At 43.7% G+C, this 21,608-nt stretch carries 33 protein-coding genes; 13 read left to right on the top strand and 20 right to left on the bottom strand.

Annotation, left to right across the window (positions count from 1 at the left end):
* Positions 1 to 23: 23 nt before the first annotated feature.
* Positions 24 to 1,067 carry a DUF2332 domain-containing protein gene (locus ACSVDE_RS02755; protein ID WP_439301917.1) on the top strand — a complete coding sequence of 348 codons (1,044 nt, stop codon included), beginning with the start codon at positions 24 to 26 and terminating at the stop codon, positions 1,065 to 1,067.
* 46 nt (positions 1,068 to 1,113) lie between these two features.
* On the opposite strand, the gene ACSVDE_RS02750 is transcribed toward ACSVDE_RS02755, so the two are convergent.
* The gene (locus ACSVDE_RS02750) at positions 1,114 to 1,284 is read right to left on the bottom strand and encodes a hypothetical protein (RefSeq protein ID WP_439299434.1); all 171 of its coding nucleotides are present in this window, start codon (positions 1,282 to 1,284) and stop codon (positions 1,114 to 1,116) included.
* A gap of 173 nt (positions 1,285 to 1,457) precedes the next feature.
* On the opposite strand from ACSVDE_RS02750, the gene blaOXA reads away from it, so the two are divergent.
* Positions 1,458 to 2,267 (top strand): class D beta-lactamase, encoded by an 810-nt coding sequence (gene blaOXA / locus ACSVDE_RS02745; RefSeq protein ID WP_439299433.1) that lies wholly within the window; start codon positions 1,458 to 1,460, stop codon positions 2,265 to 2,267.
* A gap of 31 nt (positions 2,268 to 2,298) precedes the next feature.
* Positions 2,299 to 2,649, top strand: a complete 351-nt coding sequence (locus ACSVDE_RS02740; protein ID WP_439299432.1) for a VOC family protein — start codon at positions 2,299 to 2,301, stop codon at positions 2,647 to 2,649.
* Between the two features lie 710 nt (positions 2,650 to 3,359).
* Here ACSVDE_RS02740 and ACSVDE_RS02735 read toward each other — a convergent pair.
* The gene (locus tag ACSVDE_RS02735; RefSeq protein ID WP_439299431.1) at positions 3,360 to 4,187 is read right to left on the bottom strand and encodes a DUF4397 domain-containing protein; all 828 of its coding nucleotides are present in this window, start codon (positions 4,185 to 4,187) and stop codon (positions 3,360 to 3,362) included.
* A 148-nt stretch (positions 4,188 to 4,335) separates the two neighbouring features.
* Entirely contained in the window at positions 4,336 to 4,998 is a 663-nt protein-coding gene (locus tag ACSVDE_RS02730; RefSeq protein ID WP_439299430.1) for a peroxiredoxin, read from the bottom strand.
* A 211-nt stretch (positions 4,999 to 5,209) separates the two neighbouring features.
* Between ACSVDE_RS02730 and ACSVDE_RS02725 the strand changes: the two genes are divergently transcribed.
* Genes ACSVDE_RS02725 through ACSVDE_RS02715 form a run of 3 tightly spaced genes read left to right on the top strand, consistent with a single transcriptional unit; the run spans position 5,210 to position 6,484 of the window.
* A complete protein-coding gene (locus ACSVDE_RS02725; RefSeq protein ID WP_439299429.1) occupies positions 5,210 to 5,662 on the top strand; it encodes a PH domain-containing protein in 453 nt (150 codons plus the stop codon).
* Positions 5,663 to 5,677: 15 nt separating this feature from the next.
* Positions 5,678 to 6,130 (top strand): hypothetical protein, encoded by a 453-nt coding sequence (locus ACSVDE_RS02720; protein ID WP_439299428.1) that lies wholly within the window; start codon positions 5,678 to 5,680, stop codon positions 6,128 to 6,130.
* Positions 6,131 to 6,160: 30 nt separating this feature from the next.
* A complete protein-coding gene (locus ACSVDE_RS02715) occupies positions 6,161 to 6,484 on the top strand; it encodes a hypothetical protein (RefSeq protein WP_439299427.1) in 324 nt (107 codons plus the stop codon).
* 37 nt (positions 6,485 to 6,521) lie between these two features.
* Here the strand turns inward: ACSVDE_RS02715 and ACSVDE_RS02710 are convergent, their stop codons facing one another.
* From ACSVDE_RS02710 to ACSVDE_RS02690, 5 genes are all read right to left on the bottom strand, one after another.
* Positions 6,522 to 6,929, bottom strand: coding sequence for a hypothetical protein (locus ACSVDE_RS02710; RefSeq protein WP_439299426.1), 408 nt, complete (start codon positions 6,927 to 6,929; stop codon positions 6,522 to 6,524).
* Between the two features lie 66 nt (positions 6,930 to 6,995).
* The gene (locus tag ACSVDE_RS02705) at positions 6,996 to 7,448 is read right to left on the bottom strand and encodes a hypothetical protein (RefSeq protein WP_439299425.1); all 453 of its coding nucleotides are present in this window, start codon (positions 7,446 to 7,448) and stop codon (positions 6,996 to 6,998) included.
* 83 nt (positions 7,449 to 7,531) lie between these two features.
* On the bottom strand, positions 7,532 to 7,699 hold the full coding sequence (locus ACSVDE_RS02700; protein ID WP_439299424.1) for a hypothetical protein: 168 nt from the start codon (positions 7,697 to 7,699) through the stop codon (positions 7,532 to 7,534).
* A gap of 26 nt (positions 7,700 to 7,725) precedes the next feature.
* A complete protein-coding gene (locus tag ACSVDE_RS02695; RefSeq protein WP_439299423.1) occupies positions 7,726 to 8,280 on the bottom strand; it encodes a DJ-1/PfpI family protein in 555 nt (184 codons plus the stop codon).
* Between the two features lie 108 nt (positions 8,281 to 8,388).
* Positions 8,389 to 9,237 (bottom strand): DUF1206 domain-containing protein, encoded by an 849-nt coding sequence (locus ACSVDE_RS02690; protein ID WP_439299422.1) that lies wholly within the window; start codon positions 9,235 to 9,237, stop codon positions 8,389 to 8,391.
* A gap of 138 nt (positions 9,238 to 9,375) precedes the next feature.
* Between ACSVDE_RS02690 and ACSVDE_RS02685 the strand changes: the two genes are divergently transcribed.
* The gene (locus ACSVDE_RS02685) at positions 9,376 to 9,906 is read left to right on the top strand and encodes a hypothetical protein (RefSeq protein WP_439299421.1); all 531 of its coding nucleotides are present in this window, start codon (positions 9,376 to 9,378) and stop codon (positions 9,904 to 9,906) included.
* Between the two features lie 135 nt (positions 9,907 to 10,041).
* Here ACSVDE_RS02685 and ACSVDE_RS02680 read toward each other — a convergent pair whose 3' ends face one another.
* From ACSVDE_RS02680 to ACSVDE_RS02660, 5 genes are all read right to left on the bottom strand, one after another.
* Positions 10,042 to 10,566 carry a GNAT family N-acetyltransferase gene (locus ACSVDE_RS02680; RefSeq protein WP_439299420.1) on the bottom strand — a complete coding sequence of 175 codons (525 nt, stop codon included), beginning with the start codon at positions 10,564 to 10,566 and terminating at the stop codon, positions 10,042 to 10,044.
* A 116-nt stretch (positions 10,567 to 10,682) separates the two neighbouring features.
* On the bottom strand, positions 10,683 to 11,600 hold the full coding sequence (gene ctaG, locus ACSVDE_RS02675) for a cytochrome c oxidase assembly factor CtaG (RefSeq protein WP_439299419.1): 918 nt from the start codon (positions 11,598 to 11,600) through the stop codon (positions 10,683 to 10,685).
* Between the two features lie 23 nt (positions 11,601 to 11,623).
* Complete coding sequence (locus ACSVDE_RS02670; RefSeq protein ID WP_439299418.1) at positions 11,624 to 12,214, bottom strand: SCO family protein; 591 nt, start codon at positions 12,212 to 12,214, stop codon at positions 11,624 to 11,626.
* Positions 12,215 to 12,303: 89 nt separating this feature from the next.
* Positions 12,304 to 12,747, bottom strand: coding sequence for a FixH family protein (locus tag ACSVDE_RS02665; RefSeq protein ID WP_439299417.1), 444 nt, complete (start codon positions 12,745 to 12,747; stop codon positions 12,304 to 12,306).
* Positions 12,748 to 12,900: 153 nt separating this feature from the next.
* Entirely contained in the window at positions 12,901 to 13,371 is a 471-nt protein-coding gene (locus ACSVDE_RS02660; RefSeq protein WP_439299416.1) for a hypothetical protein, read from the bottom strand.
* A gap of 168 nt (positions 13,372 to 13,539) precedes the next feature.
* Between ACSVDE_RS02660 and ACSVDE_RS02655 the strand changes: the two genes are divergently transcribed.
* Complete coding sequence (locus ACSVDE_RS02655; protein WP_439299415.1) at positions 13,540 to 15,093, top strand: alkaline phosphatase family protein; 1,554 nt, start codon at positions 13,540 to 13,542, stop codon at positions 15,091 to 15,093.
* Between the two features lie 164 nt (positions 15,094 to 15,257).
* Here ACSVDE_RS02655 and ACSVDE_RS02650 read toward each other — a convergent pair whose 3' ends face one another.
* Positions 15,258 to 16,082 (bottom strand): MBL fold metallo-hydrolase, encoded by an 825-nt coding sequence (locus tag ACSVDE_RS02650; protein ID WP_439299414.1) that lies wholly within the window; start codon positions 16,080 to 16,082, stop codon positions 15,258 to 15,260.
* A gap of 157 nt (positions 16,083 to 16,239) precedes the next feature.
* Between ACSVDE_RS02650 and ACSVDE_RS02645 the strand changes: the two genes are divergently transcribed.
* Complete coding sequence (locus ACSVDE_RS02645; protein ID WP_439299413.1) at positions 16,240 to 16,428, top strand: hypothetical protein; 189 nt, start codon at positions 16,240 to 16,242, stop codon at positions 16,426 to 16,428.
* On the opposite strand, the gene ACSVDE_RS02640 is transcribed toward ACSVDE_RS02645, so the two are convergent.
* Complete coding sequence (locus ACSVDE_RS02640) at positions 16,425 to 16,589, bottom strand: hypothetical protein (RefSeq protein WP_439299412.1); 165 nt, start codon at positions 16,587 to 16,589, stop codon at positions 16,425 to 16,427. The genes ACSVDE_RS02645 and ACSVDE_RS02640 overlap by 4 nt on opposite strands.
* A 69-nt stretch (positions 16,590 to 16,658) precedes the next feature.
* On the opposite strand from ACSVDE_RS02640, the gene ACSVDE_RS02635 reads away from it, so the two are divergent.
* Positions 16,659 to 16,952 carry a hypothetical protein gene (locus tag ACSVDE_RS02635; RefSeq protein ID WP_439299411.1) on the top strand — a complete coding sequence of 98 codons (294 nt, stop codon included), beginning with the start codon at positions 16,659 to 16,661 and terminating at the stop codon, positions 16,950 to 16,952.
* Positions 16,953 to 16,972: 20 nt separating this feature from the next.
* Here the strand turns inward: ACSVDE_RS02635 and ACSVDE_RS02630 are convergent, their stop codons facing one another.
* Positions 16,973 to 17,506 carry a hypothetical protein gene (locus tag ACSVDE_RS02630; RefSeq protein ID WP_439299410.1) on the bottom strand — a complete coding sequence of 178 codons (534 nt, stop codon included), beginning with the start codon at positions 17,504 to 17,506 and terminating at the stop codon, positions 16,973 to 16,975.
* A 112-nt stretch (positions 17,507 to 17,618) separates the two neighbouring features.
* Here ACSVDE_RS02630 and ACSVDE_RS02625 point away from each other — a divergent pair, with 112 nt between their 5' ends.
* Positions 17,619 to 18,035: a DUF3888 domain-containing protein gene (locus tag ACSVDE_RS02625; RefSeq protein ID WP_439299409.1), complete on the top strand. Its 417-nt coding sequence runs from the start codon at positions 17,619 to 17,621 to the stop codon at positions 18,033 to 18,035.
* Positions 18,036 to 18,086: 51 nt separating this feature from the next.
* On the opposite strand, the gene ACSVDE_RS02620 is transcribed toward ACSVDE_RS02625, so the two are convergent.
* The gene (locus ACSVDE_RS02620; protein WP_439299408.1) at positions 18,087 to 18,629 is read right to left on the bottom strand and encodes a YhcN/YlaJ family sporulation lipoprotein; all 543 of its coding nucleotides are present in this window, start codon (positions 18,627 to 18,629) and stop codon (positions 18,087 to 18,089) included.
* Between the two features lie 146 nt (positions 18,630 to 18,775).
* On the opposite strand from ACSVDE_RS02620, the gene ACSVDE_RS02615 reads away from it, so the two are divergent.
* Together ACSVDE_RS02615 and ACSVDE_RS02610 are read left to right on the top strand one after the other, a co-directional pair.
* Positions 18,776 to 18,958, top strand: coding sequence for a hypothetical protein (locus ACSVDE_RS02615; protein ID WP_439299407.1), 183 nt, complete (start codon positions 18,776 to 18,778; stop codon positions 18,956 to 18,958).
* 106 nt (positions 18,959 to 19,064) lie between these two features.
* A complete protein-coding gene (locus ACSVDE_RS02610) occupies positions 19,065 to 20,129 on the top strand; it encodes a DmpA family aminopeptidase (RefSeq protein WP_439299406.1) in 1,065 nt (354 codons plus the stop codon).
* A 150-nt stretch (positions 20,130 to 20,279) separates the two neighbouring features.
* Here the strand turns inward: ACSVDE_RS02610 and ACSVDE_RS02605 are convergent, their stop codons facing one another.
* From ACSVDE_RS02605 to ACSVDE_RS02595, 3 genes are all read right to left on the bottom strand, one after another.
* Entirely contained in the window at positions 20,280 to 20,582 is a 303-nt protein-coding gene (locus ACSVDE_RS02605) for a DUF4190 domain-containing protein (protein WP_439299405.1), read from the bottom strand.
* 104 nt (positions 20,583 to 20,686) lie between these two features.
* Positions 20,687 to 21,184 carry a GNAT family N-acetyltransferase gene (locus tag ACSVDE_RS02600; protein ID WP_439299404.1) on the bottom strand — a complete coding sequence of 166 codons (498 nt, stop codon included), beginning with the start codon at positions 21,182 to 21,184 and terminating at the stop codon, positions 20,687 to 20,689.
* Positions 21,181 to 21,531 carry a YunG family protein gene (locus tag ACSVDE_RS02595; protein WP_439299403.1) on the bottom strand — a complete coding sequence of 117 codons (351 nt, stop codon included), beginning with the start codon at positions 21,529 to 21,531 and terminating at the stop codon, positions 21,181 to 21,183. Before ACSVDE_RS02595 ends, ACSVDE_RS02600 begins: the two co-directional genes overlap by 4 nt.
* Positions 21,532 to 21,608 lie beyond the last annotated feature (77 nt).

The following is a 21,608-nucleotide window of genomic DNA, read 5'->3' as shown; positions in this document are numbered from 1 at the left end:
AACGAGTGCAAACGAGGAGGTCTATCATGAATACAACCCAATTATCCGAACGATTTATCAACTTCGCAAAACTGGAATGCAGTGGATCGAGTGATTTATATGAGCACTTATCCTACCAGATTGCAGAAGATGACGATTTGCTAGAAATATGTACACACGCACAAGAAGGTCAGCCAGTGCCGAACCTGTTCTTAGGTGCCGTCCACTATCTACTGTTAAAAGGAAAAGATCATCCATTACGCGCTTATTACCCGAGCGTAACAGATGATCCTAAAGCACCTGAGGAAGCGTTTGACCATTTCAAGGACTTCTGTCTGATGCATCGTGAAGAGATCCTTCCAATTTTACAAACCAGACTCGTGCAGACGAATGAGGTCCGCCGGTGTGCGTACCTTTATCCGATATTCTGCTATATCCACAATAAAGTCCAGAAGCCCCTTTCGCTCATTGAAATCGGGTCCAGTGCTGGCTTGCAGCTTTTATGGGACAAGTATCAATATTCCTATGGTACAGACGAAGTGTATGGTGACCCGTATTCACCTGTACATATCACATCCGAAATCAGAAGTGCGCATACACCGACTTTCCAAAAAGAGAGTCCTCCCGTCGCTTCGAAAATCGGATTGGATCTCCATATCAGTGACCTGAGTGATGAGGACGATTTCCTGTGGCTGAAGTCACTCATCTGGCCGGAGCATGGAGAGCGTCTCGAATTGTTTGAAAAAGCGGCTAAACGATTCAACGAGGAACCGGCGAAATTGATCGAAGGCGACGGTGTCAGGTTGTTGCCTGAAATCGTGGAAACCCTTCCGGAAGATACACCGATCTGCATCTTCCACACCCATGTCGCCAACCAAATCCCTGAAGAGCTGAAGCATGAGCTGTCGTCTACAATCAAAACACTCGGGCAGACACGGGACGTCTTCCATTTGTACAACAACATGTGGGACCGTGAGCTGCACCTTGATTTTTACTTGGATGGAAAAGAATACACCAACACGATCGGAAAAACCGACGGACACGGAAGATGGTTCGAGTGGAACCTCGAGGCTTCAGTAGTGAAATAACTAAAGTAGAGCGATTACTGACATTCGTAATCGCTCTTTTTCCCATCTAGAAGAAGTTGTTAAAATCGTTTCTGTCCTTATTGTAGTAGGCTCTGTTGTTTTTGAGGTTCTCGTTCAGTTTTCTCTCGTCAATTCTTCGTTTTGCCCGCTTGTCATAGATATAGCCGAATAACATCAGCAAGCCGAAAACAAGTAGCAGCCAACCGAAAAAAGGCATGTGAGTCCTCCCCTTGGATGATAAGTTGTGAACGTTTCTAAGTGTATGTGCATTGATGAGATGGTATTAATCAATAAGGGAAAATAAGACATTCACACTATTTATAAAATAGGGATTTTGCCTTTTCCTCATCTCTTTACCAACGTTTAAGATGAGTAAAGGAGGCGATTCTCATGAAGAAAATAATCTGGTTTACAGTAACCTTTTTACTTTTTAGTATGGTGGGATGGTCAGTAGGTACAAATGCGGATGGTGAGAAACATGGAAATGGGAAAATGAAAGAGATTGATGTTAGTGACGCATTCGGTGAACATGAAGGAACTTTCATTCTAAAGGATCTCAAGCGAGACAAGACCTACGTCTATAACCCTGAACGGGCGAATGCCTCTTTCACACCAGAATCGACCTTTAAAGTGCCAAACGCATTAATTGGCTTAGAGGTAGGAGTCGTCCGAGATGAGTATGATGTGAAACGTTGGGATGGTGTTGAACGGGAATTTGACATCTGGAATGATGATCACACTCTTGGTTCTGGCATACGATACTCTGTCATCTGGTATTACCAGGAGATGGCGAGAGAAATCGGGCATGAGCGGATGCAAACATGGGTGAACGATCTTTCTTATGGTAATCAAGATCTCTCAGGAGGTATCGACCGATTCTGGCTCGATAATACACTGGAAATCACACCACTTGCACAAGCCGATTTTATGGAAAAGCTATTTGAAGAGGACCTCCCTTTCTCTGAAAAAAGTATGAAAACCGTCAAACGGATGATGATTCATAAAGAAAACGACGATTACATCGTATACGGAAAAACCGGGACTCGTTTGTCGGACTACGGACTAGGATGGTTCGTCGGTTTCGTTGAGAACGAGAAGGGAGCATATATCTTCGTCACCAACGTCAGTTCATCTGGTACGACTGCTACGAACATTACCTATGACATTTTAAGAGACCGAAACATCATAGCTGATGAATGAAAATCTTGAAGTTATGGGAGTGAGATTGGATATGAAAGTATTAAGGATTGTCTCAAATATTGATACCACTGAAATCGAGAAGGCGAAACGCTTTTATCAGGATGTTCTCGGACTTGAAGAGTTGATGAACCATGGTTGGATGGTCACATATGGATCAGAGGGAACATCAAAAGTTCAAGTGAGCTTTGCATCGCAGGGTGGTTCAGGCACACCGACACCGGATCTGTCGATTGAAGTTGACGATTTGGATGAGGCGTATCGGGTCATGAAGGAAGCAGGTTTTGAAATAGAATATGGACCTGTAGAAGAACCTTGGGGCGTGCGACGGTTCTTCGTCCGGGACCCATTCGACAAACTGATTAATATCCTTACTCATATGTAAAAAAACAGGCAGCTCATCTTAACCGGTTCGGTTATCTATCACAAACAATAAATATGTTGACTAAAATGTGCCCCGAATTGCATAGCAATTTGAGGCACTATTTTTGTTGATAAATAAGGATTATTGCTCAAATAGAACAATTTGTAACCTTACAGAATCCCCTGTATGTTTGCAAATTGACCTGCATTTTACTATTAATTGTTTTTGTTAGAATGCGGTAGGTAATCAAGATTTTAAACTTATTGTTATTCAACAAAAGGACAGGATTGTTGAAGGTGGGAGATAGGGTTTAACGGACATCAGATCCGTTATGTGTGACAAAAACGCCAATTTCGGTGTGCAAACGGACATCAGATGCGCTATTTTTTAAAAAGTATATTGTTTTTGATGATTTTGAACCAAATAAGGTATCATATGTCCGTTAAGTTTAGTGAAAATGAATAAGTTATAGAAATAAGGTCCTCAATGTCCGTTAGATTTATGAATTAGTCATTCTTCATTAATTATCGAGCGCTTTAGTTTAAAAAACTGGAATAAAATAATAGCCGCACATCGATCCGTAATGGATTGAAAGTTCGGCTTATTTTTTATCTTATACGATATGAAATACAGTGAAATTATCTATGCATTTCCATATGCAATTTCTTAAGTAAATTACGGTTTTGTGACAGGTATCAGAACCCGTTAAGCTCATCTGCCTGTTTTCTTGTTTATGGTTGTAAGAAGACGGCTTCAAGCGGAGGATCTTCTCCCGCCAAACCGACCGCCGTTGCCGTATAGACTTGATTCGGCTCAAGCGTCACTTCCGGAATGGTCAACACCGGTTGCTCGGTACCAGCGATACGAACTTCTAAGTCTGACGTGGTCGGTGGTAACGTCAGATAGCGAGTCGCCTTTCCGAATGGGACATTTCGGAAAAGTACGTCCCCACCTTTGACTGCGATATCGACAGCCGGGGCATTCGGAGATAAGTGCCAGACCCTAACTTTGGATTGACCAGGTGAAACGTTGTCACTGTCTAACACAGCAATCAAGCGCAGGTTTTCCAATGTGTCTGCTGCAGCGACCGTGTACATCTTGCCAGGTTCCACCATCACCATCTGGCTGAGCACGGGTTGATTCATTTTACCAGCGGGATAGATTTCAATCTGATATTGACCTCCAGGTACGCTTATATACTCGCTCTTCTGTTGATAGGAGATGTTCTCCAGGATTTGTTGGCCATTCACGTACACATCCACGGCAGGGGCATCCGGTGACGCGTGAAGGACCCGGACCTTCGCCATACCCATATTCCCCATACTTCCCATGCCCATGCTGTTCGGCATGCCCATTCCCATGCCATTGCCCATAGCATTGCCCATACCCATCCCATTGCCTTCTCCCCGCTCATACATGACCCATCTCTGCATACACGCCAGATGTTTTTTATAGTAGTAGATGTGTTTTTGCGGATCGCAGTATTTGTAATAGTTGGAAAGCATATCGTATTTTATAGCCTGCCATGCCAGTTGATCGCAGTTGTCATAATAATTCATCGGCAGCCTCCTTTTATCTAAAAATCTCCCATCATAAACCTATTCATTTTTTTGAAAAAGAGAACTATTTGGTGCGTGTTTGATAAGCATGTATTGCATTAAAAGATAAAAAAACATGTCGCTCTTTCGAACGACATGCTTCATATATTTATTCGGCTTTCTTTTTACAAAGATACCAATCGATGCATTCCAGGCTATCATCCTGTGATCTTTCTTCAGCCTCTTGCTGCGTTTTCGGTGGCGGGACAAGAACATTTTCACCTGGCTGCCAATTTGCAGGGGTAGGTACCTTTTCCTCTTCGGTTTTTTGAAGCGCCTTGACCAGCCGAAGAATTTCTTGCATATTCCGACCAGTGGTTAATGGATAATAGATGATGGATTTCACTGTCTGTTCGGGGTCTATGACAAATACAGCTCTTGTCGTTTCGGTGGAGCTTTCTTCCGGCATGATCATTCCGTACTTCGTTGAAACATTGCGATCAAGATCTGCTATTACTGGAAATTCAATTGACGTATTAAAATTCTTTTCAATGTTCCGTATCCATGCAAGGTGAGAAGAAATACTGTCTACACTTAGACCAATTAGTTCCGTGTTCAAATCTTCTAATTCACTAAAGATTTCTTGGAACGCGACAAACTCTGTTGTACATACTGGAGTAAAGTCAGCTGGGTGAGAGAACATCACCACCCATTTTCCTTTATAATCCGATAATCGAATCTCCCCTTGAGTCGTATTTGCTGAAAAGTCAGGAGCAGTCGATCCAATTCGAGGCAACGACACCTGCTCGACTTCTTCTTTTACACCTTCCATTCTGAATTCCCTCCTTAAGCTTCGTATGGTTTAGGTGTACCCACTCAAGTTATGTAATAACAGAATTGCAGAAATCTAGTTCTTTTTTAATGGTGTCCGTTTTCACATATAGGGTGAATAAGTCTGTAGTGGTGGTTCTCAAAACAATAAAGTCCCTTCCCCTACTGGAATATTTTTCATATAATGAGACTGAAGGATTAGGAGGGAGATTATGAGATTCGAGACAAAGTATGACGGGACGTTTCTATCCATAATCGGTGGGACAATCATTATGATTCTAGGCGTCTTTCTCATTCCTCTTTTTTTGGAAGAGAGCCTCACAGCTATCGAAATAATTGTTTCTCTATCCATCGTGATCGGCGTCATCGGTTCCTTGCTCTGGCTTATGTTTTCCACCTCTTACACCTTATTGGACAACCATCTACTTGTTATAAGTGGGCCGATTCGAAGCAAAATTCCATATGAAGAGATTACTAGAATTGCGCCAACAAGTCAGATTATAGTCGGATACAGAATCCTAACTTCTAAGGATGCCATTGATATCTCATACAAATCCGGATGGATGGGAAGCGTCAAAATCTCGCCGAAACAGAAAGAACGGTTTGTAGGAGAGCTGTTTAAACGGTGTCCGAATGCGAAAGTTGAAGGATTTGATTTAGGATAGAAAGGATTACAAGGGATGACCCAATATTGGTATATTGCCTCACCTATTAAACTACCTGTAGGCTCATACGGGTTAACTCCCGTATCACTTGAACGACCAAATGTTTTTCGTAATGAACTGGATTTCACACATTTGTACTTTGAAGATAATATTGAAAACAGGTCAAAGAAGAGGATTTCTTTCAGTCCTCATTTCAGTTTTGAATATCAAGTAGACACAAGCCATAACTTCATGCCCTTGAAAGGTTCAGAAACCGGACATCCTAATGAGGAAAAATGTCTTCATATTCTTTATTGCTATTTAGATGAAGCACTTCATGACAGTGGAATTGTTGAGATTTTTACGTGTGTTAGTGGAGATGAGCATCGAGCAATAAACAGTAAGAAACAAGTTAAATGGAAGGATATCCAATCCCCATATGACCTTGTAATGATGGATCGGGAATTTTGGGTGATTCATTTAAATTAAGTAAAAATCAAGTTTGAGGAGTTGTAAGGCATGCCGTTAGAACAAGAAGCACTTTCTATGATTTCAGGAGGAATGACGATTGTTATAGGGATAACGTTCTTCTTCACAATTCTTTTCTGGCTCAGACAGAAAAAACATCACGCAGGGTTTGCTTTGACTATTTTATCCCTATTGTTACTGTCTCTTGCTGGCCGGTTTATGGTAGAGATTTTTCAATATGATGTGACACATCCAATGGCATCTGAAGAGATATCACTTCAACTCGGGGTATCGGGTGTAACCTGGGCGTTCAGTATGGTGTGCTTGGTATTGGGAATCTATCATTTTACGAAGAATAGGACGAACGTTGGATAAAATAAATAAGCAGCCAGTTCTGGTCTCGTGTAGTCCATTACTGTCTGCTTAACCTTTCAATATCGGATTCAACTTTGTACACTCTTTTGTTTAAAGCTCCCGTTTTGTCATCAACATGATCCATAATTCTATCCGTGAATCCACCTAAACTCTCGATAATATTCTTTTGCATCTTTTCTTGGCTTTCTTCTAACCTTCGTTGGCCTTGCTTCAAGTCGCTGATGTCTGTTTTCATATCAGAAATATCTGTTTTCATATCACTGATGTCTGTTTTCATACCAGAATTATCTGTTTTCATGCCACTGATGTCTGTTTTCATACCACAAATATCTGTTTTTATATCACAGATGTCTGTTTTCATTCCAGAGATTTCTGTTTTCATATCACTTATATCCGTTTTCATGCCTTTGATTTCACTTAGGATTTGGTTTAACGTATTCTCCATATTCACTCCTCCCTTCTCTTTTCCTGCTTATTATACCATTTTTAATCTTGTTTTTGAGCCGCACCATTATATGACTTCTTTTAATTGTACCTCTATATTGTCTCCGTTAAGCATGCAATTGTCGGCCCTTACAATGGTGTATGTAAAGGATTTGTCCCCGATTATTAAAGGTTCTTTCTGAGTTTCTTCTGTATATGAATAATGGAGTGTGATCCCTTTAAAGAATTGGGACTCCCCTTTATGTATCATAATTGCTTTGTTGTCTGTATGCTTCTTCCCAATGAAAATATAAGGTGTCATTTCATAAGAAAACATAAAGCATGATAATTGTTTCTCATCGTTCAAGAAGTATTTGTTTACCTTCATCATCATTAAAAACCGTTTGCGAACTTTTTCATCCAATTCATCCATTGAGAATTGATGAAACCCTGGCCTTTGTTCAGATTGAGATTTCTTTATTGAAAAGTAAAGTCCGATGATGGGTAATGCAAATAATAGAATGATTAAGAATTTCCACATAAAATTCTCTCCTAGTTGTTGTCATTTAAAGTGAAAAATCTTCTAAGCAACATACCTATTTCTCTTTTTCCTTACCTAACTTCTTAGTTCCTATCAAATCTGAATAAACTAATCATGAGTATGAACAAAGCACCAATCAAACCAATCATGATGTTTTCCCATCTGATTTCCTCGAACATGAAAAAGCTCGCAATGGTCCATCCTATGAAAAATCCTATTGCAATACGTAATCCTTTCTTATGTATGTGCATCTCTATCTCCTTGTTTACTCGTTTGATTATGATTTTAATTCATACCAGGCCTTGTTATATTGAAGATGTAATAAGTCTCCGAACTTAAAGGCAAAATCTATGAAAGCTGACCCTCTTGCGGTAACGATATAATCATCTACAACTACTGGCAAATCGACATAGTTCGTTCCATCAAACGTGCCCAGAAACTCTCTTTGTTCCCTTGTTAATCCAGTAGTATATTTTTTATCACCCAGTATGCCACTCATAGACAACAAATACGGTGCACTGGAGATGGCAGCTATAATTCTCTTTTGATTATCTATCTTTCTTAAAAAGTCAGACAAAACGTTGTGGTCAACTAAGTGTTCAAAATCATCCACTCCAGGTAGAACGACACCATCAAGTGTTTGAACGTCAACCTCTCTAATGGTCGTTTCAGGTACACAAGGTAATCCAGCTTCTCCTATAACAACCTCATGATTTAATCCAATATAAATCGGCTGTTTCCCACCTTGCTTAATAACAGAAAGAAGGACCGACAATTCATACTCACTGAATCTTGGGTAAAGTAGAATTCCTACCTTTTTAGAGTTGTTCATTTACCTACCACCTTTGAAACTTCATTATCCTAATTTTACCATAATGAATTCGCAGTTTGGGCTTATTCTCCATTAAAAAAACGACTCGTAACCACGAGCCGTTTCCGTTTAGTAAAGTCCCATATGACGGTTTTTCCCTTTGAGGAGCTGGAAGACTCCATAGAGGAAGAGTCCGATGGCAACTGCTCCAAGCATGAATTGCCCGAACGGTTGCTGGGCGATTTTCGCAAGTGCGCCATCCAGTCCAATCACTTTATCGGTATCAGTCGTCAATGCCGTTTGAATGAGGAAATAGCCGATGATGGCAAACGTGATGCCTCGGGCAATCAAACCGATCTTACCGATTTTCTTCCCTACTCTTAATTCGTGTGAGCTCATTTCACTCGTTTTGAACCTTTTCGTAAATTCCTCACGGTAGCCTCTAATCATCTGCTTTACACCGAAACCGATGATGATGACACCGATGATACCGACCATCCATACGCCGAAGGGCTGACTCATCAATTTTGCCGTCCAAGTCTGTTTGGAATCCCCCGAGCTTCCAGCATGCATCGCCACTTTAAATGCTTTAAGCGCCAAACCACCGTAGATGATGCCACTGATGAGATATCCAATCCTTGCTCCGATACCTTTCAAGCTATTTCCTTTATTTTCTGGGTCCCAGAATGTCTGGATCAAGCGCCAACAAACGTATCCGATGAGTCCTACACCTACGATCCAGAGAAGAACTTCCCCGAATGGTTTGCTTGCAACTGAAGCAAATGCACCAGATGAATCCGTCGTTTTACCACCGACACCTGCGGCGGCCAGCATGGATAAGACACCTATGAGGATATATACCGATCCTTTTGAGAAATAGCCGAATCGCGCGAACCACCGGATCCATGGCTTCACATCGTTTTGGGCTTGCCTCGCTTTACGGCTTGTTTTGACTTTATCTAGAACCGAATCCATCATACATATTGCTCCCTTCGTTTATCAATCAGCAGTGCTTACAAGATTCCCTGAAACTTTGAAAAAGAAACTTATTATAGGAGAAAAGGAATTCAGATGTATGTAACGAAGGTGTAGATAACAATTCGAGGAGGGGGGCTCATGTACAGAATTCTGTTCCTTGCCTGTATACTTTTGCTTTTTGTAACTGTGGAAGGTCAAACGTCTACACGAGAGCAGTTGTCACCTGAAGAAATTTTTGAAAAAGCAGATGTGATCGTTTTAGGGAAATTACAACTGGACAAAGAGCCCGTATCAAATTTCGTTTTTCGCGGATATCCATTCGAGGTGGAGAAGGTGATCAAAGGGGAAGACATTCCGAAAGTGATCACAGCTGGCATTGAAATGTATGATGTACCCTCTATGGAAAATTTCCAAAAGAATGAGGGACGTTTCTTATTGTTTTTGGAGGAAAATGAACTTACCGGGTTTTTGACATCCGTAGGCGGTTCTCAAGGGATGGTCTCAGTGAAGCATTCTGTCATCCTCTCACCAGAATATATTCAGTTCAACGGTCTTTTGCATAAGGATCTCGTGCAAAATCGGGTGTTCCCGGCTATTTTCTGGCTGATTTTGTTAGGTGGAGCTGTTGTTGGGGTTATTGTGATGCGAAAAAGGAAGAAATCACTCTAAATTAGTACTCTCATTTATCGTGTTTCTCGATTTTTGAGATTTGTCTTGCCAAAAAGAGGTTAGGTTCGGCTATTCGGTCCTATCTTACTACCTATAATGTAAAAAAAGAGTGATCCACTCACTCCTTTCCTTATTCTAAACTTCCAAAAAAGCATCCGGGTAGCGGACGGTGCCTTCCACTTCATCCAACGCTCCTGGATCAAGCTCCAACACCATAAACACTTCATCGGAAACATCAAACGGCGGTTTGATGCCTTTTTCACTTGCCGGGATGAATCCGAACTTAGGGTAGTACGTCGGATGACCGAGCACAACGACCGACTCGTAGCCAATTTCCTCAGCTCTCTTCAATCCTTCACGTACAAGCGCAGAGCCGATTCCCTTGTTCTGACTCTCGGGTTTGACCGCCATTGGAGCGAGTGCCAGTGAATGTGAATCCACCATCCCGCTCTCTGTCTCAATCCTGATGCGGCTGAAAAGAATATGCCCGATGATCTCTTGTTGCTCTGTCTCTGCTACAAGAGACAACTCTTCAACAAACGCCTCCGACTCGCGGAGTTTCGCGATCAACTTGCCTTCGTTCTCCTGCTCGAAAGCCGAATCGTTCACTTCTCTAATCTTCTCAACATCAGACGGCTGCTCAGCCCGAATCGTATACATCTCCAACATCCTCTCTCAAATGGAAGTGCCAAATGGAAGTGCCAGGTACTGTTTAGGAACCCTTGTTGCACAAGGAGTTCAAAACGGTACCTGGCACCGAAATCACTTCTTCTTCTTTATTCCAACCGTGTTGCTGGTCGTGTTGCAGATAGCAGGCGGTTGATCTCTTCGTCGTCCTTCGAGCGTTCTGTGCGCACCCATTGGAAGAACACGTAGCCTAGGACAGATCCATAGATGATCTCCTGCATGACCTTCATGATGATACCGCCAAGCTTCTGATCTTCAAGCGGTGCCATCGGCACGAACTGGCTGTACAACTCTGGTGAAACCGGTCCACCCAGCTGCAAGCAAAGCCCCAAAGCATACGACCATGTCGCCGGGTTGCTGTATGTTTCATACAACATGGAGTCTGAGAAGATGATCAGCGCACATGCTGGCGTCAGCAAGACCCCGTTCCCGAAGATGTACGCGACTTTTTTCAAACCGGACATCGTATCCCATTCCGGAATCGGACAGATCATCGGCCACCACATGATGACCGCGGCAACGAACAACACCGCGAGGAACAGGATATGTTCCACGTAGTTCGTCATTAAGTAATCAAAAACGATCGGGAAATGGTAGAACGAGAACATCATGTTGAACAGCACCAACGCCACAAGCGGCTTCGTCAAGAACGCCAACGGTCGCAAGAACCCGCCATGTTTCACGAATGGACGAAGCATCCATCCCGGTGTCCCGTACAACAGCAACGGCGGCACCAATAAGAAACAGACTGACATTTGCACCATGTGGATGCTGAACATCAAGTGGGAGATCAGATAAAGCGGACCTCCGAATCCGACGTAGAACGTCAGCGCTCCTGCCACAAAGGAGGTTTTCTTTTTCCAATCAACAGGTTCTGCACCAGCAATCTTATGCCGCCATGGTCCCGTATATAGGATGTATAGCAATATGACAATGAGGGTTCCCGCTAGGAAAATCGGGCTCCACAACTGGCTGAAGCTGAAGTTGGTTGTGATTTGATCCCACATAGTAACACCTTCTCATTTCGCACTTATTGTTGAAGTGCTTTAATATCGTTGATGACCTCTTCGTCATCTTCGTTCGAACGGTTCACCCCGTCGTAACGTGTACGGACAATGCCTTCCTGATCGACGAGATAGAACGCCGTCCCGTGTGTGACCTGGTCATCGTCTTTCGGTTTCTGCACAATCGTCTTGAAGCTATCTTTTGCGAACGCTTCAATCTCAGACTGCTCATAGCCCGTCAAGAAATGCCAGTTGGAGAAGTCAGCATCGAACTTCTGACCGAATTCCTTCAACACTTCGGGTGAATCTACGCCTGGGTCGACACTGAACGAAACGATCTCAACGTTCTCAAGACCTTCCTTCTTCATGTTCTCCTGAAGGCTCGCCATGTGATTCGTCATCGGCGGGCAGACCGTTTCACAATTTGTGAAAATGAAATCGGCAATCCATACCTTGCCTTTCAAATCTTCCAGACTGACCGATTCGCCATCCTGGTTCGTATAAGTAAAGGATTGTACTTCAAAATCGTAATCATCCGGCTTGTCCATATTTTGTCCGCAAGCGGAAAGGAGCGTGAGGACAAAAAGGATGCTAAGTATAGAAAGTATTTTTTTCAAAGTAAAGCTCCTCTCTAACTCCACTACTGCCATTGTACATAGGTGATGAAGGTCGATTCAAGTCCCGAATGGTACAAAGCAGTGACAGTTTATTCCGATTTCGTCACGGTTACTTGCTGTTTCGGCATTGTATGCATGCTTCGGGCGGTGACATGGGACTGTACGAAGAACGTCCCTTCTTCATCGAACGTCGTTTCGATCGAGTACATGCCTCCCCCCTCGTTGCTCGCTTCGATCATCTTGCTTTCGTCCTTCGCGCCCTCTTTCCAGATCTCGAACATCACTTCATCTGCATCGGCAACATGTTCTTCCCCTTGTGTGACCATCGCTTTGAACGTGACGGAATCCCCTTGCTTCACTTCTTCCGGTCCATCAAGCTTCACTTCAAGAGCTTCCATGGAACCGCCCATATCTTCTCCATGCTCGCCATGACTTTCGTCTTCTGAATGACCGTCGTGATTTCCTTGATCCCCACAAGCAGCCAGGACAAGCATTAATACAAACATCGGTAGAAATAACTTGAATTTTTTCATATATGTACGTCCTTTCAATCGGTATAATTAGGTTCATTTTAACCGTATAAAAAAATTCATAAACGAACAAGGTGATATCGCGGTGGTTCTGTGAAGGTTTCTTGACAGTTAAAAAGGACACTGTTCAGGTTCAAACAGTATCCTTCCCGTCCCCTAGTAAAATTTCTCGTTCGTCTCCCACGACTCGACCATTTTGTACGCCATTTGGGGAGGGACACCCTTCCCTAGCAGGTAACTGATCGCCGCCACTTCTGTCATGGCATGCTTGTAAGACGTTTTCTTCGCTTCCTTCATGCCGTAATCCACCCACTTGTCGACCTTCATCAACGTTTCATGCTTCAAGTGATGGTGGTGAGAATGGTGGTGCATATCTTTTTCCATTTGGTACGGCATATATCCCATGTAGTGCGGGTTGTGACCGCCCATGTGATGCGGGTTCGGCCCACCCCAATCAAAAGGACTCTGCCCTTCCATATGATAGGGCATCGGCATGCCTTCCATATGGTAAGGCATCTCTTCTTGCATATGGTAGGACATCGATTCATCCATCTGGTACTGTTCCGTCTCCATCTCGTAAGGGCTTCCCCATGACCCTTTCGGCTTCGGCTTTTTCTTTTTGAACATGCTTGACACCTCTCCGTTAGAATTCAATTCACCATCATCATATGTCCAACCCGGTCCATCTGCGCAATAATTCCACAGACACCTAGACAGCCTGTTTAAATTGAACCTCCACCCCACATACTAACCAGGAGTTTACATTTCAGAGGATGATTTAAGGTGATGCGAAAAATGTTAGCAGTTTTCATTGTACTTTTACTATTGTTGATCGCATTGTATTGGTTTGGTTTTGCCACCGACGCGAAGGGGTTGGAAGACCGTTCGACGCTAAAAGTTTCAAAGCCTGTCGTGTTGCTTATCGTGGATTCCTTGATGGATGAACCTCTGCGAGCAGCCATTTCGGAAGGCCGCGCTCCCGCCCTCCAGTTTTTAATGGAAAAAGGACTGTATTATCCTGAGATGGTCAGCTCGTATCCTACGATGTCCGTCACGATCGACAGCACCTTGTTGACCGGGACGTATTCGGATGAACATCGCTTGCCAGGACTGGTCTGGTACGATGAGGCAGAACAACGGGTCATCAATTACGGAAGTGCACGAGGAGAAATCATGCGCCTCGGTACGAAGAAAGTTCTTTTTGACGGTGTCTATCAGATGAATCACGATCATTTAAGCGAAAAAGTAGAGACGGTCCATGAAGCCCTTTATAAGGATGGTCTTTCGTCCGCTTCCATCAACGGGATGATCTTCCGTGGAGATGTTGAACAGCACTTGACCGTCCCGAGGGCGATTTCCGGTTTGAACTTTTTACCGAAAAACCTGGAGATTAAAGGACCTGAACTGTTTGTGCTCGGGAGCTTGTCCCGCTACAATCCGAAGAACCAGATGAAAGGGACCGCTTGGCAAGCGTTCGGGATGAATGATTCATTTGCGATCCAAGAAATGAAGCATTTGATTTTGAAGGATAAGATGCCCGCCTTTTCGCTCGTGTATATGTCTGACCTCGATAAGTCTGTCCATAAAAAAGGACGGATGGATTTGAAAGGCGTAGAGCAAGTCGACAAAGAGATTGGGAAATTGTTAGATGCATACGGATCGTGGGAGGAAGCGAAAGAGCAGGCGGTGTGGATTGTGCTCGGAGACAGCGGTCAAGCACGCGTGAAGGATAAAGATGAGGATTCATTGATTCGGCTCGCTTCTCTTACCGACCATTACCAGGTGGATGTCGGAACGAAGCGCCCTGCTGCCGATGATCAACTCGTCTTCGCATTGAATGAACGGATGGCGTATGTTTATTTGATGGATGACAGTCTCGCGTATAAAGATGTCTTTTCAATGGTGAGTACAGATGACCGGATTGGGTGGATTGCCTGGAAAGAAGATGACGTGAATCATGTGGTTTCTGGAACGAAACGCATGCAGTTCCAGCCTGGAGGAGATCTGGTGGATGAGTACGGGAAATCGTGGAGCTTGGACGGAGATGCTACGGTGCTGGATCTCTTTATCGAGGATGATAGGACGATTCGTTGCGGGGATTATCCCGATGCCTTGTCAAGGTTGAACGGTGCTCTTCATTCCCATGAAGGTCGCTATCTGATTTTGGACGCGAAGCCGGGGTTTGAGTTCGCTACCGAACACTCTCCGACACATCCGGGTGGAGCTAGCCACGGCTCCCTCCATCGAGATGACTCGATCACACCGATGATCGTCACCGGAACCGACGTCCGCCCAGCTACCAACCGCCTCGTCGACCTCAAAAGTTGGATACTGGAGTTAGTTAGGTAGAGGTAGCGTGCCAGGTACTATGAAAGAACCCTTGTGTCCCAAGGGATTGAAAACAGTGCCAGGCACCATTCAGAAACCCTTGAGCCACAACGGGTTGAGAATGGTGCCTGGCACTTCCAATGAACTCTTGCGCCACAGGGGATTGAAAACGGTACCTGGTACCGTTAAGTATTGAAAAGCCTGCCTTCGAGGGCGTCGATGTAGCGCTTCGCTGATCGTTGCACGGCTTCGTTTGCATTCTCCCGGACGATCTTATGGAAAGCGTTGTAGACGCGGTCAAACGACAAAGGCTCGACGCGGCAAGCGATGTCCGCTACTTTGCTTGCTGGCAATGGAATAAGGTTAGGATAGCTGTACATGAAGCTCACCCACTCTTGGTCGGCAACGACCTGGATGATGTCACCCGTCAACAAGATGCCTTGTCCTTCCTTGCCGCCAGACCAGTGCAACACAGCACCTCCAGCAAAGTGACCACCCAATCGGTGCAACGTGATGCCCGCTTCAAGCTCTAACTGCTCCCCTGACCAAAACTCGATCCGCTCACTCGGCTCCATCACCCACTCTTTATCATCTCCATGGATATATACCGGAGCATCAAATGTTTCTGCCCAGTGCGCAATCGTTGAATAATAATGCGGATGGGACATCGCAATCGCATCAATGCCGCCGAGCTCTTTGATCTGCTCAATCGTTTTTCCATCTAAGTATGTCATACAATCCCACAAAATATTGAACCCGTTTTTCTGCACAAGATAAGCTGTCTGACCAATTCCGAACTGTGGTGTCGTCTTGATGCTGTACAGTCCTTCTTCCTCTTTTACTATCGAATTCTCATATCTTCCGCTTTCCTTCATCTCACCGAGCGTCGTCCATTCCTGCCCATCAGGATTGACATACTGCCGCTCCTCATTACAAATCGAGCAGCTCTTTGGCGCGTAATCACTTTCAGGATATTGAACCCCACACGTCGTACATATGTATTTACTCATCGTCTTCTCTCCCTTGTCATCTAAGTCTGATTTCATCATAGCGCAATACTTCCATTGGCAACACCTTCCTCTGATTGAACAAATCTACAACTTTTGATGTAGATTCATTTTCCATTTCGTGTAAAATAGAACTATCAATCATTCGGAGGAGATTTCGATGTTTACAAAAATGATGCACGTCTTATCCATCCTATTGCTGACAATGTTTTCACTCGCCATCCTAACAGAACGCTTTCCAGCAACACTTCCATACATCATGTACAGCTCACTCTTGTTTTTACTGTTCGCAATCGGATATCTTATCGTCCATTATGTAAAAAGAATCAGCCACATCATCAGAAGTTAATCTTCATCACGCATATTGAACGCTTTTTTAAGTGTTGTATGAATGTTCTCTAGCGTAATCAGAATCAGTCCTAACATGATGAACGTTACGACCTCAGCCGTAAACCAAGATACAATCGCCAAAATAAAGAAATAAAGTATGTACCATTTGTTTTTGAACACGACATAAACTCCTTTCAGAGATTTCCATGTAAAAGCTTACCATATTCTTGGGGTGAAAAGAGGTGACCTATGGATATTGAAAAAATAATATTATTGATTTTCGGAACCGGTCTTATTGCTTTTCTTATCATTCAAAGCTTCAAGCAACTTCGAGAGAGAAAGTATGCTGATTTTGTTGGCGCAGTGCTTGTGACTGCTGGCTTTGGAACATTCCTTCTTAGCCATCTTCACCACGGGATCGACGGTATTTTTTATGGCATGTTAGGGTTTATGTTCATCGGTTCAGGCTTTCTCTGGTTCATCATCACTCTCATCGTCCGGTCGGTTAGTGAGAAAACAAAACTAAAAAAAGAGCTTCCCTAGAATAGGTCAGCTCCTCAATCTCATCTGAACGCATTTGCAATTTCCACCAATGTTTCCGGAGGAACCGTTTCAATTACTCTTTTGTCTATTGATAAAATATACTGCCATCCGTCTCGCTCAAAAACCAACATATTCGCACCATTCAAAGGTTTTGTGAAATACTCTGCCTTATTGCCGTTATCAAGCGTGAAAACCTTCTCTGGTCTATGGTTCATCATAGAAATCCCGTGTTTGATTTGCCTCATCTGAATATTATAATGATTTTTTGGTTGTTGAAAATTTGTAACATCGACTTCAAAGTTGTCATTTACTTCTCCATCCGAATCATTACATCGCCCTACCATAAAAGTAAACGGAATCGGTGGTACCTTATAAGGTAGTTCGATGCTCTTCCCAAAATGCTTTTCACATTCTTCTAGCGCTTGTTCAAAGGGTTTATAGCCTATATCAAAAATCATCTCTTCATTATGTTTTTGAATCTCTTTCATATTTTCTGCTAAAGCATCTTCTTTTACAAAAATCATCACTAAGACAATAACTATCAGTATCCTCATACTCTTCTCCTATATCCTTTTCAGCTATTTTTCCAAGATCCCCACTCCATCATTCATAATAAAACTCTCTGAATGGCACATTAAGACGAAGCCTGAAAAGGAGTTGGATAATATGAAACGTCTCATTCTCATTGCAGTATTAGTGCTTGCACCCTTCAGCACAGTCCATGCAAACAACCTGCCCGTCCCACCTGAAAAATCAACAGAAGAGCTCTACCACGACCTCTTCATTTCACTTTTATCCGATGATATCCAAAAGCACGTAAACGAGTATTATTCCATTTTGCTGAAGGATGATCCGCTGGTTTATCCGTATGAAGTGTACATAAAGCAAGCGAAACGGACGCAAGGCCACCGGTCTTTCCGCTTCACGGTCGTCATGGAAGTCACACCCGTCATCGGTGCTCACAATTCAGTAGGGAAAGACGAACTGACCTACGACATCCAACCTGGACATGCGAAGCTCATCAAGTACAAACACCTAGAAACGTACGAAATCCCACCTCACCTGAAAGGTGTCCAACTATAAAGAAAACAGGGTGCCCTGAGTCATCAGGACACCCTTTTTACAAGCGATTTCTTATCGAGCGTTAGGGAATATACGACGAACCGTTTCGTTGAATTCTTCAAACATTCCTTCAATCGGCTCACCTTCCTCTACGCGCTCTGCGTAAGTTCCAGCACGATCGACGAACTCAGGATTCGTTGAAACGTAGACGTTGTCGATATCCGGGTCTGTCGCTTTCACATGCTTGGAAATTTTACGCTCCAAATCACGTGTCGCTTTGCCTTCCGTCTTCATACCTGTCTTCAATTCAGCAGCCACATACGCACCTTCATCGGTTACGAAAACATTTGCATCTTCTACTTCAGGCATGTTCGCAATTTTTTCAGCTGCCTTGTCCGCGATTTCAAAACGGTTGTTTCCGTTCATGTTACGGTCACGATCGTCGTCTCTGATGATGCCGCCATCCTCATTGATGTTCTCGATTTCAGCGCCATCTTCGTTCATTCCATCTTCACCATTGTCTTCGTCCATGTTACATGCGACTAAAGAAACGAGAAGCACACCTGCAAGAACCATAAACTTCGTGTTGCGACTCCATTTTTTCCAAAATTCCATCATGATTCCTCCTTATACTTAAAATCGATTATATGTTTCTTCATCGGAAGGAAATTTATACATGCGTATCTGAGGTATGAACCGACCTCCGTTAACGGACAATAAAAAGGCTCATGATGAGTACTTCTGAAGTGGAGGTGTCAGTAATGAGACAGCGACAATCCATGTTGTTACCTTTTATCACAGGAATCGGTGTAGGAGCTGCCGTTTCCGGAATGATGAAAGGCCGAAATGCGAACATGCAGAACATGGCGCAAATGATTCCTGGACTGAGCCAATTGACCGGTGCTACAACGACCGGAACCAATCCGACGAACCAGAATCAATAGCCTTTCCGAGCTCACCTTTTGGGTGGGCTCTTTTTATCAAGACAGGAATTCAAGGCGTTTATCCCGTATTAGGTAAAAAGAGAAATCATACACGACGGAGGTAATCATGCTATATCAGAAGAGAATTCGGGACTATGGAGTGGAAATCGGCCGATTACAGCCTGGAAAAAAGAATGCCATCACAGATGTGGAAGGCGTGACAGTCGGGCACGTAACATTGGATGAAGGAGATACACAAACCGGTGTGACAGCGATTCTGCCGCACCAAGGCAATCTTTTCCGCGAAAAATTGATCGCTTCTAGCCACGTCATCAACGGTTTCGGTAAAACGATGGGAACGATCCAGATGAGTGAACTCGGTACAATCGAGACGCCGATTGTGCTGACAAACACGCTCAGCATCGGAACAGCAGCCGATGCGCTCATAGAATATATGCTAGAGCAAACGCCTGAAATCGGAAAAACGACTGGAACGGTAAACCCGATTGTCGGTGAATGCAATGACATGTTCTTGAATGACATTAGGGCTCGGAATGTAACGATAGAGCATGTGTGGAAAGCGATTCAGAATGCATCAGAGGAGTTTGAAGAAGGAGCTGTCGGCGCAGGACGAGGCATGCTTTGTTACTCGTTGAAGGGTGGAATCGGAACAGCTTCACGCATGATGGAGTTTGAACATGGTACATATACGATGGGGATTCTTGTATTAGCGAACTTCGGAATATTGAGTGACTTGAGAATCAACGGAAAACCCGTCGGAGAAGAATTGAAGGAAGTCATCTTAAAAACGTGGGAAGAGAAAGACAAAGGATCGATCATGATGATTGTCGCAACGGATTTGCCAGTGTCTGAACGACAACTGAACCGGATCATCAAGCGAACCGTCACAGGCCTCTCTCGTACCGGTTCCATCATCACGACAGGCTCCGGAGAAATCGCAATCGGGTTCTCCACAGCGACGAAAATCCCGCACGAAAAGCCGGACCGCTTGCTTTCCGTTCCGACAATTCACGAAGAAGACATGGACACAGCCTTCCGAGCCGCTGGAGAAGCGACGGAAGAAGCCGTCCTCAACGTCCTCGCAACCGCAGAACACGTCACCGGCCGAGACGGAAACGAACGCCCCGCCTTCAAAGACCTGATTGAGGAACATGGGATCAGTCTTTTGTAGATCCGTACCAGGTACCATTTGAAAACCCTTGGTAGACTTGGCTTCCGAATTGGTGCCAGGTACCATTTCACTTCCCTTGATACGCTTGAGGTTTGAAATGGTACCTGGCACTAAAAAATAATAATAAAAAGAGCCTGGGATCCCAGGCTCTTACATCATTGTTTCAAATGAAGAGAAAGTCGCGAATGATACAATGATAAGCAATGCAAACAACAGATGAATTCCCACTCCCACGATGCTGCACACCAATCCTGCAGTCGCTAATCCTTTTCCTCTCTCATTTGTGGTTTGAATTTCTTTCTGCGCTTTCCTCGACATCACAATCCCAATTACTCCAAGAATGAATCCGATCACTGGGATTATAAGAGACAGAATCCCCATCACCAGACCTATAATCGCGTTACTATTTGTCTGGCCTGCTCTGTCATTAACAATTGCATTATTTTCACTCATCACAACGCCCCCTTTAAGCTAACTTTTAATTCCACAAAAAGTGCATTTCTCCTTTAAAGAAATGCATAATCACGAACTTTTATGATGATGCATATAAGAAGGCATCATATTTTCTTATAATAAATCACTGTCGCTTCTAGCTTGCTATCCAAAGACATGGCATAATCCGGTATTCTTCCCGCTTCCACATATCCAAGAGATGAATAAAGTAGGTTGGAAGGATCTCCTTCTCTTGTGTCTAGTATAAATAACGTACGCCCTTCACTTGTCGCGCGTTTTTCTGCTGCTTCCATTAATAATCGACCGATTCCCTTCCGTCGATAATCAGGATGAGTCATCAGTTTTGCGATTTCCGCACGGTGTCCACCATTTTGCTTCGTACACAGATGGACTTGAACACTTCCCACAATCCGTCCTTCAAATTTTGCAACAATTATTATGATCTCCGGGCTTACCACCGATGACCAATAACTCTGCATGATCAAACCATCGACGGGAGGCAAAAACCCAATCGATGCTCCGTTCTCTACGACTTGCGTCAATAAAGTTGAAAGCTCTTCAAGGTGTTCGTCAACTGTAGAAATTTCCTCAAAAGTGATCATACGCTCTTCCTTCCCCATGCTTTATGTACAGCTTGTTTCAAGTACATATATTGTGCTTCATTTGTATCAGAAAAAGCTTCCACACGATTAGACAAGAGATCCATATACTCGATAGGCTCGTTAAACTGAGACACAGTCAAATCATACCGAACCCCATCAATTCTATTGTAGTAGTGGGACCCTTGAAGCATTTCCGTTTTCAGTATTTCTCCACCTAACAAATCCTGGACGACGAGTGTCGTCACACCACACTGGCCTCTTGCAGGGTTTTTGAACATCCATTTCGAACTTGATTCTTTTGACCAGACTTTAAACAGGATTCTTTGTAACAATTCCAAGTTGTTCACTCTAATCACCTATAGCAAGTATACTTCAATGCATGTAAAAAAGCGCTCACCTTTTTTAGATGAGCACTTTAAAGAAC

Origin of the sequence: Pseudalkalibacillus sp. Hm43 (assembly GCF_051842935.1) — a bacterium.
Lineage (GTDB): Bacteria > Bacillota > Bacilli > Bacillales > Fictibacillaceae > Pseudalkalibacillus.
Note: the sequence above shows the minus strand (reverse complement) of the source record. Positions and strands in the feature narration are given on the sequence as shown.

Coding starts and splice junctions, on each gene's coding strand:
- ACSVDE_RS02620 (WP_439299408.1), bottom strand. CDS start 18,629: ATGGAATTTTGGAAAAAATGGAGTCGCAACACGAAGTTTATGGTTCTT.
- ACSVDE_RS02705 (WP_439299425.1), bottom strand. CDS start 7,448: ATGTGGAAATTCTTAATCATTCTATTATTTGCATTACCCATCATCGGA.
- ACSVDE_RS02600 (WP_439299404.1), bottom strand. CDS start 21,184: ATGATCACTTTTGAGGAAATTTCTACAGTTGACGAACACCTTGAAGAG.
- ACSVDE_RS02665 (WP_439299417.1), bottom strand. CDS start 12,747: ATGAAAAAATTCAAGTTATTTCTACCGATGTTTGTATTAATGCTTGTC.
- ACSVDE_RS02715 (WP_439299427.1), top strand. CDS start 6,161: ATGCCGTTAGAACAAGAAGCACTTTCTATGATTTCAGGAGGAATGACG.
- ACSVDE_RS02695 (WP_439299423.1), bottom strand. CDS start 8,280: ATGAACAACTCTAAAAAGGTAGGAATTCTACTTTACCCAAGATTCAGT.
- ACSVDE_RS02645 (WP_439299413.1), top strand. CDS start 16,240: ATGTTTACAAAAATGATGCACGTCTTATCCATCCTATTGCTGACAATG.
- ACSVDE_RS02660 (WP_439299416.1), bottom strand. CDS start 13,371: ATGTTCAAAAAGAAAAAGCCGAAGCCGAAAGGGTCATGGGGAAGCCCT.
- ACSVDE_RS02725 (WP_439299429.1), top strand. CDS start 5,210: ATGAGATTCGAGACAAAGTATGACGGGACGTTTCTATCCATAATCGGT.
- ACSVDE_RS02720 (WP_439299428.1), top strand. CDS start 5,678: ATGACCCAATATTGGTATATTGCCTCACCTATTAAACTACCTGTAGGC.
- ACSVDE_RS02610 (WP_439299406.1), top strand. CDS start 19,065: ATGCTATATCAGAAGAGAATTCGGGACTATGGAGTGGAAATCGGCCGA.
- ACSVDE_RS02735 (WP_439299431.1), bottom strand. CDS start 4,187: ATGAATTATTATGACAACTGCGATCAACTGGCATGGCAGGCTATAAAA.
- ACSVDE_RS02650 (WP_439299414.1), bottom strand. CDS start 16,082: ATGAGTAAATACATATGTACGACGTGTGGGGTTCAATATCCTGAAAGT.
- ACSVDE_RS02685 (WP_439299421.1), top strand. CDS start 9,376: ATGTACAGAATTCTGTTCCTTGCCTGTATACTTTTGCTTTTTGTAACT.
- ACSVDE_RS02710 (WP_439299426.1), bottom strand. CDS start 6,929: ATGGAGAATACGTTAAACCAAATCCTAAGTGAAATCAAAGGCATGAAA.
- ACSVDE_RS02680 (WP_439299420.1), bottom strand. CDS start 10,566: ATGTATACGATTCGGGCTGAGCAGCCGTCTGATGTTGAGAAGATTAGA.
- ACSVDE_RS02740 (WP_439299432.1), top strand. CDS start 2,299: ATGAAAGTATTAAGGATTGTCTCAAATATTGATACCACTGAAATCGAG.
- ctaG (WP_439299419.1), bottom strand. CDS start 11,600: ATGTGGGATCAAATCACAACCAACTTCAGCTTCAGCCAGTTGTGGAGC.
- ACSVDE_RS02750 (WP_439299434.1), bottom strand. CDS start 1,284: ATGCCTTTTTTCGGTTGGCTGCTACTTGTTTTCGGCTTGCTGATGTTA.
- blaOXA (WP_439299433.1), top strand. CDS start 1,458: ATGAAGAAAATAATCTGGTTTACAGTAACCTTTTTACTTTTTAGTATG.
- ACSVDE_RS02630 (WP_439299410.1), bottom strand. CDS start 17,506: ATGAGGATACTGATAGTTATTGTCTTAGTGATGATTTTTGTAAAAGAA.
- ACSVDE_RS02605 (WP_439299405.1), bottom strand. CDS start 20,582: ATGAGTGAAAATAATGCAATTGTTAATGACAGAGCAGGCCAGACAAAT.
- ACSVDE_RS02635 (WP_439299411.1), top strand. CDS start 16,659: ATGGATATTGAAAAAATAATATTATTGATTTTCGGAACCGGTCTTATT.
- ACSVDE_RS02615 (WP_439299407.1), top strand. CDS start 18,776: ATGAGACAGCGACAATCCATGTTGTTACCTTTTATCACAGGAATCGGT.
- ACSVDE_RS02730 (WP_439299430.1), bottom strand. CDS start 4,998: ATGGAAGGTGTAAAAGAAGAAGTCGAGCAGGTGTCGTTGCCTCGAATT.
- ACSVDE_RS02625 (WP_439299409.1), top strand. CDS start 17,619: ATGAAACGTCTCATTCTCATTGCAGTATTAGTGCTTGCACCCTTCAGC.
- ACSVDE_RS02690 (WP_439299422.1), bottom strand. CDS start 9,237: ATGATGGATTCGGTTCTAGATAAAGTCAAAACAAGCCGTAAAGCGAGG.
- ACSVDE_RS02700 (WP_439299424.1), bottom strand. CDS start 7,699: ATGCACATACATAAGAAAGGATTACGTATTGCAATAGGATTTTTCATA.
- ACSVDE_RS02655 (WP_439299415.1), top strand. CDS start 13,540: ATGTTAGCAGTTTTCATTGTACTTTTACTATTGTTGATCGCATTGTAT.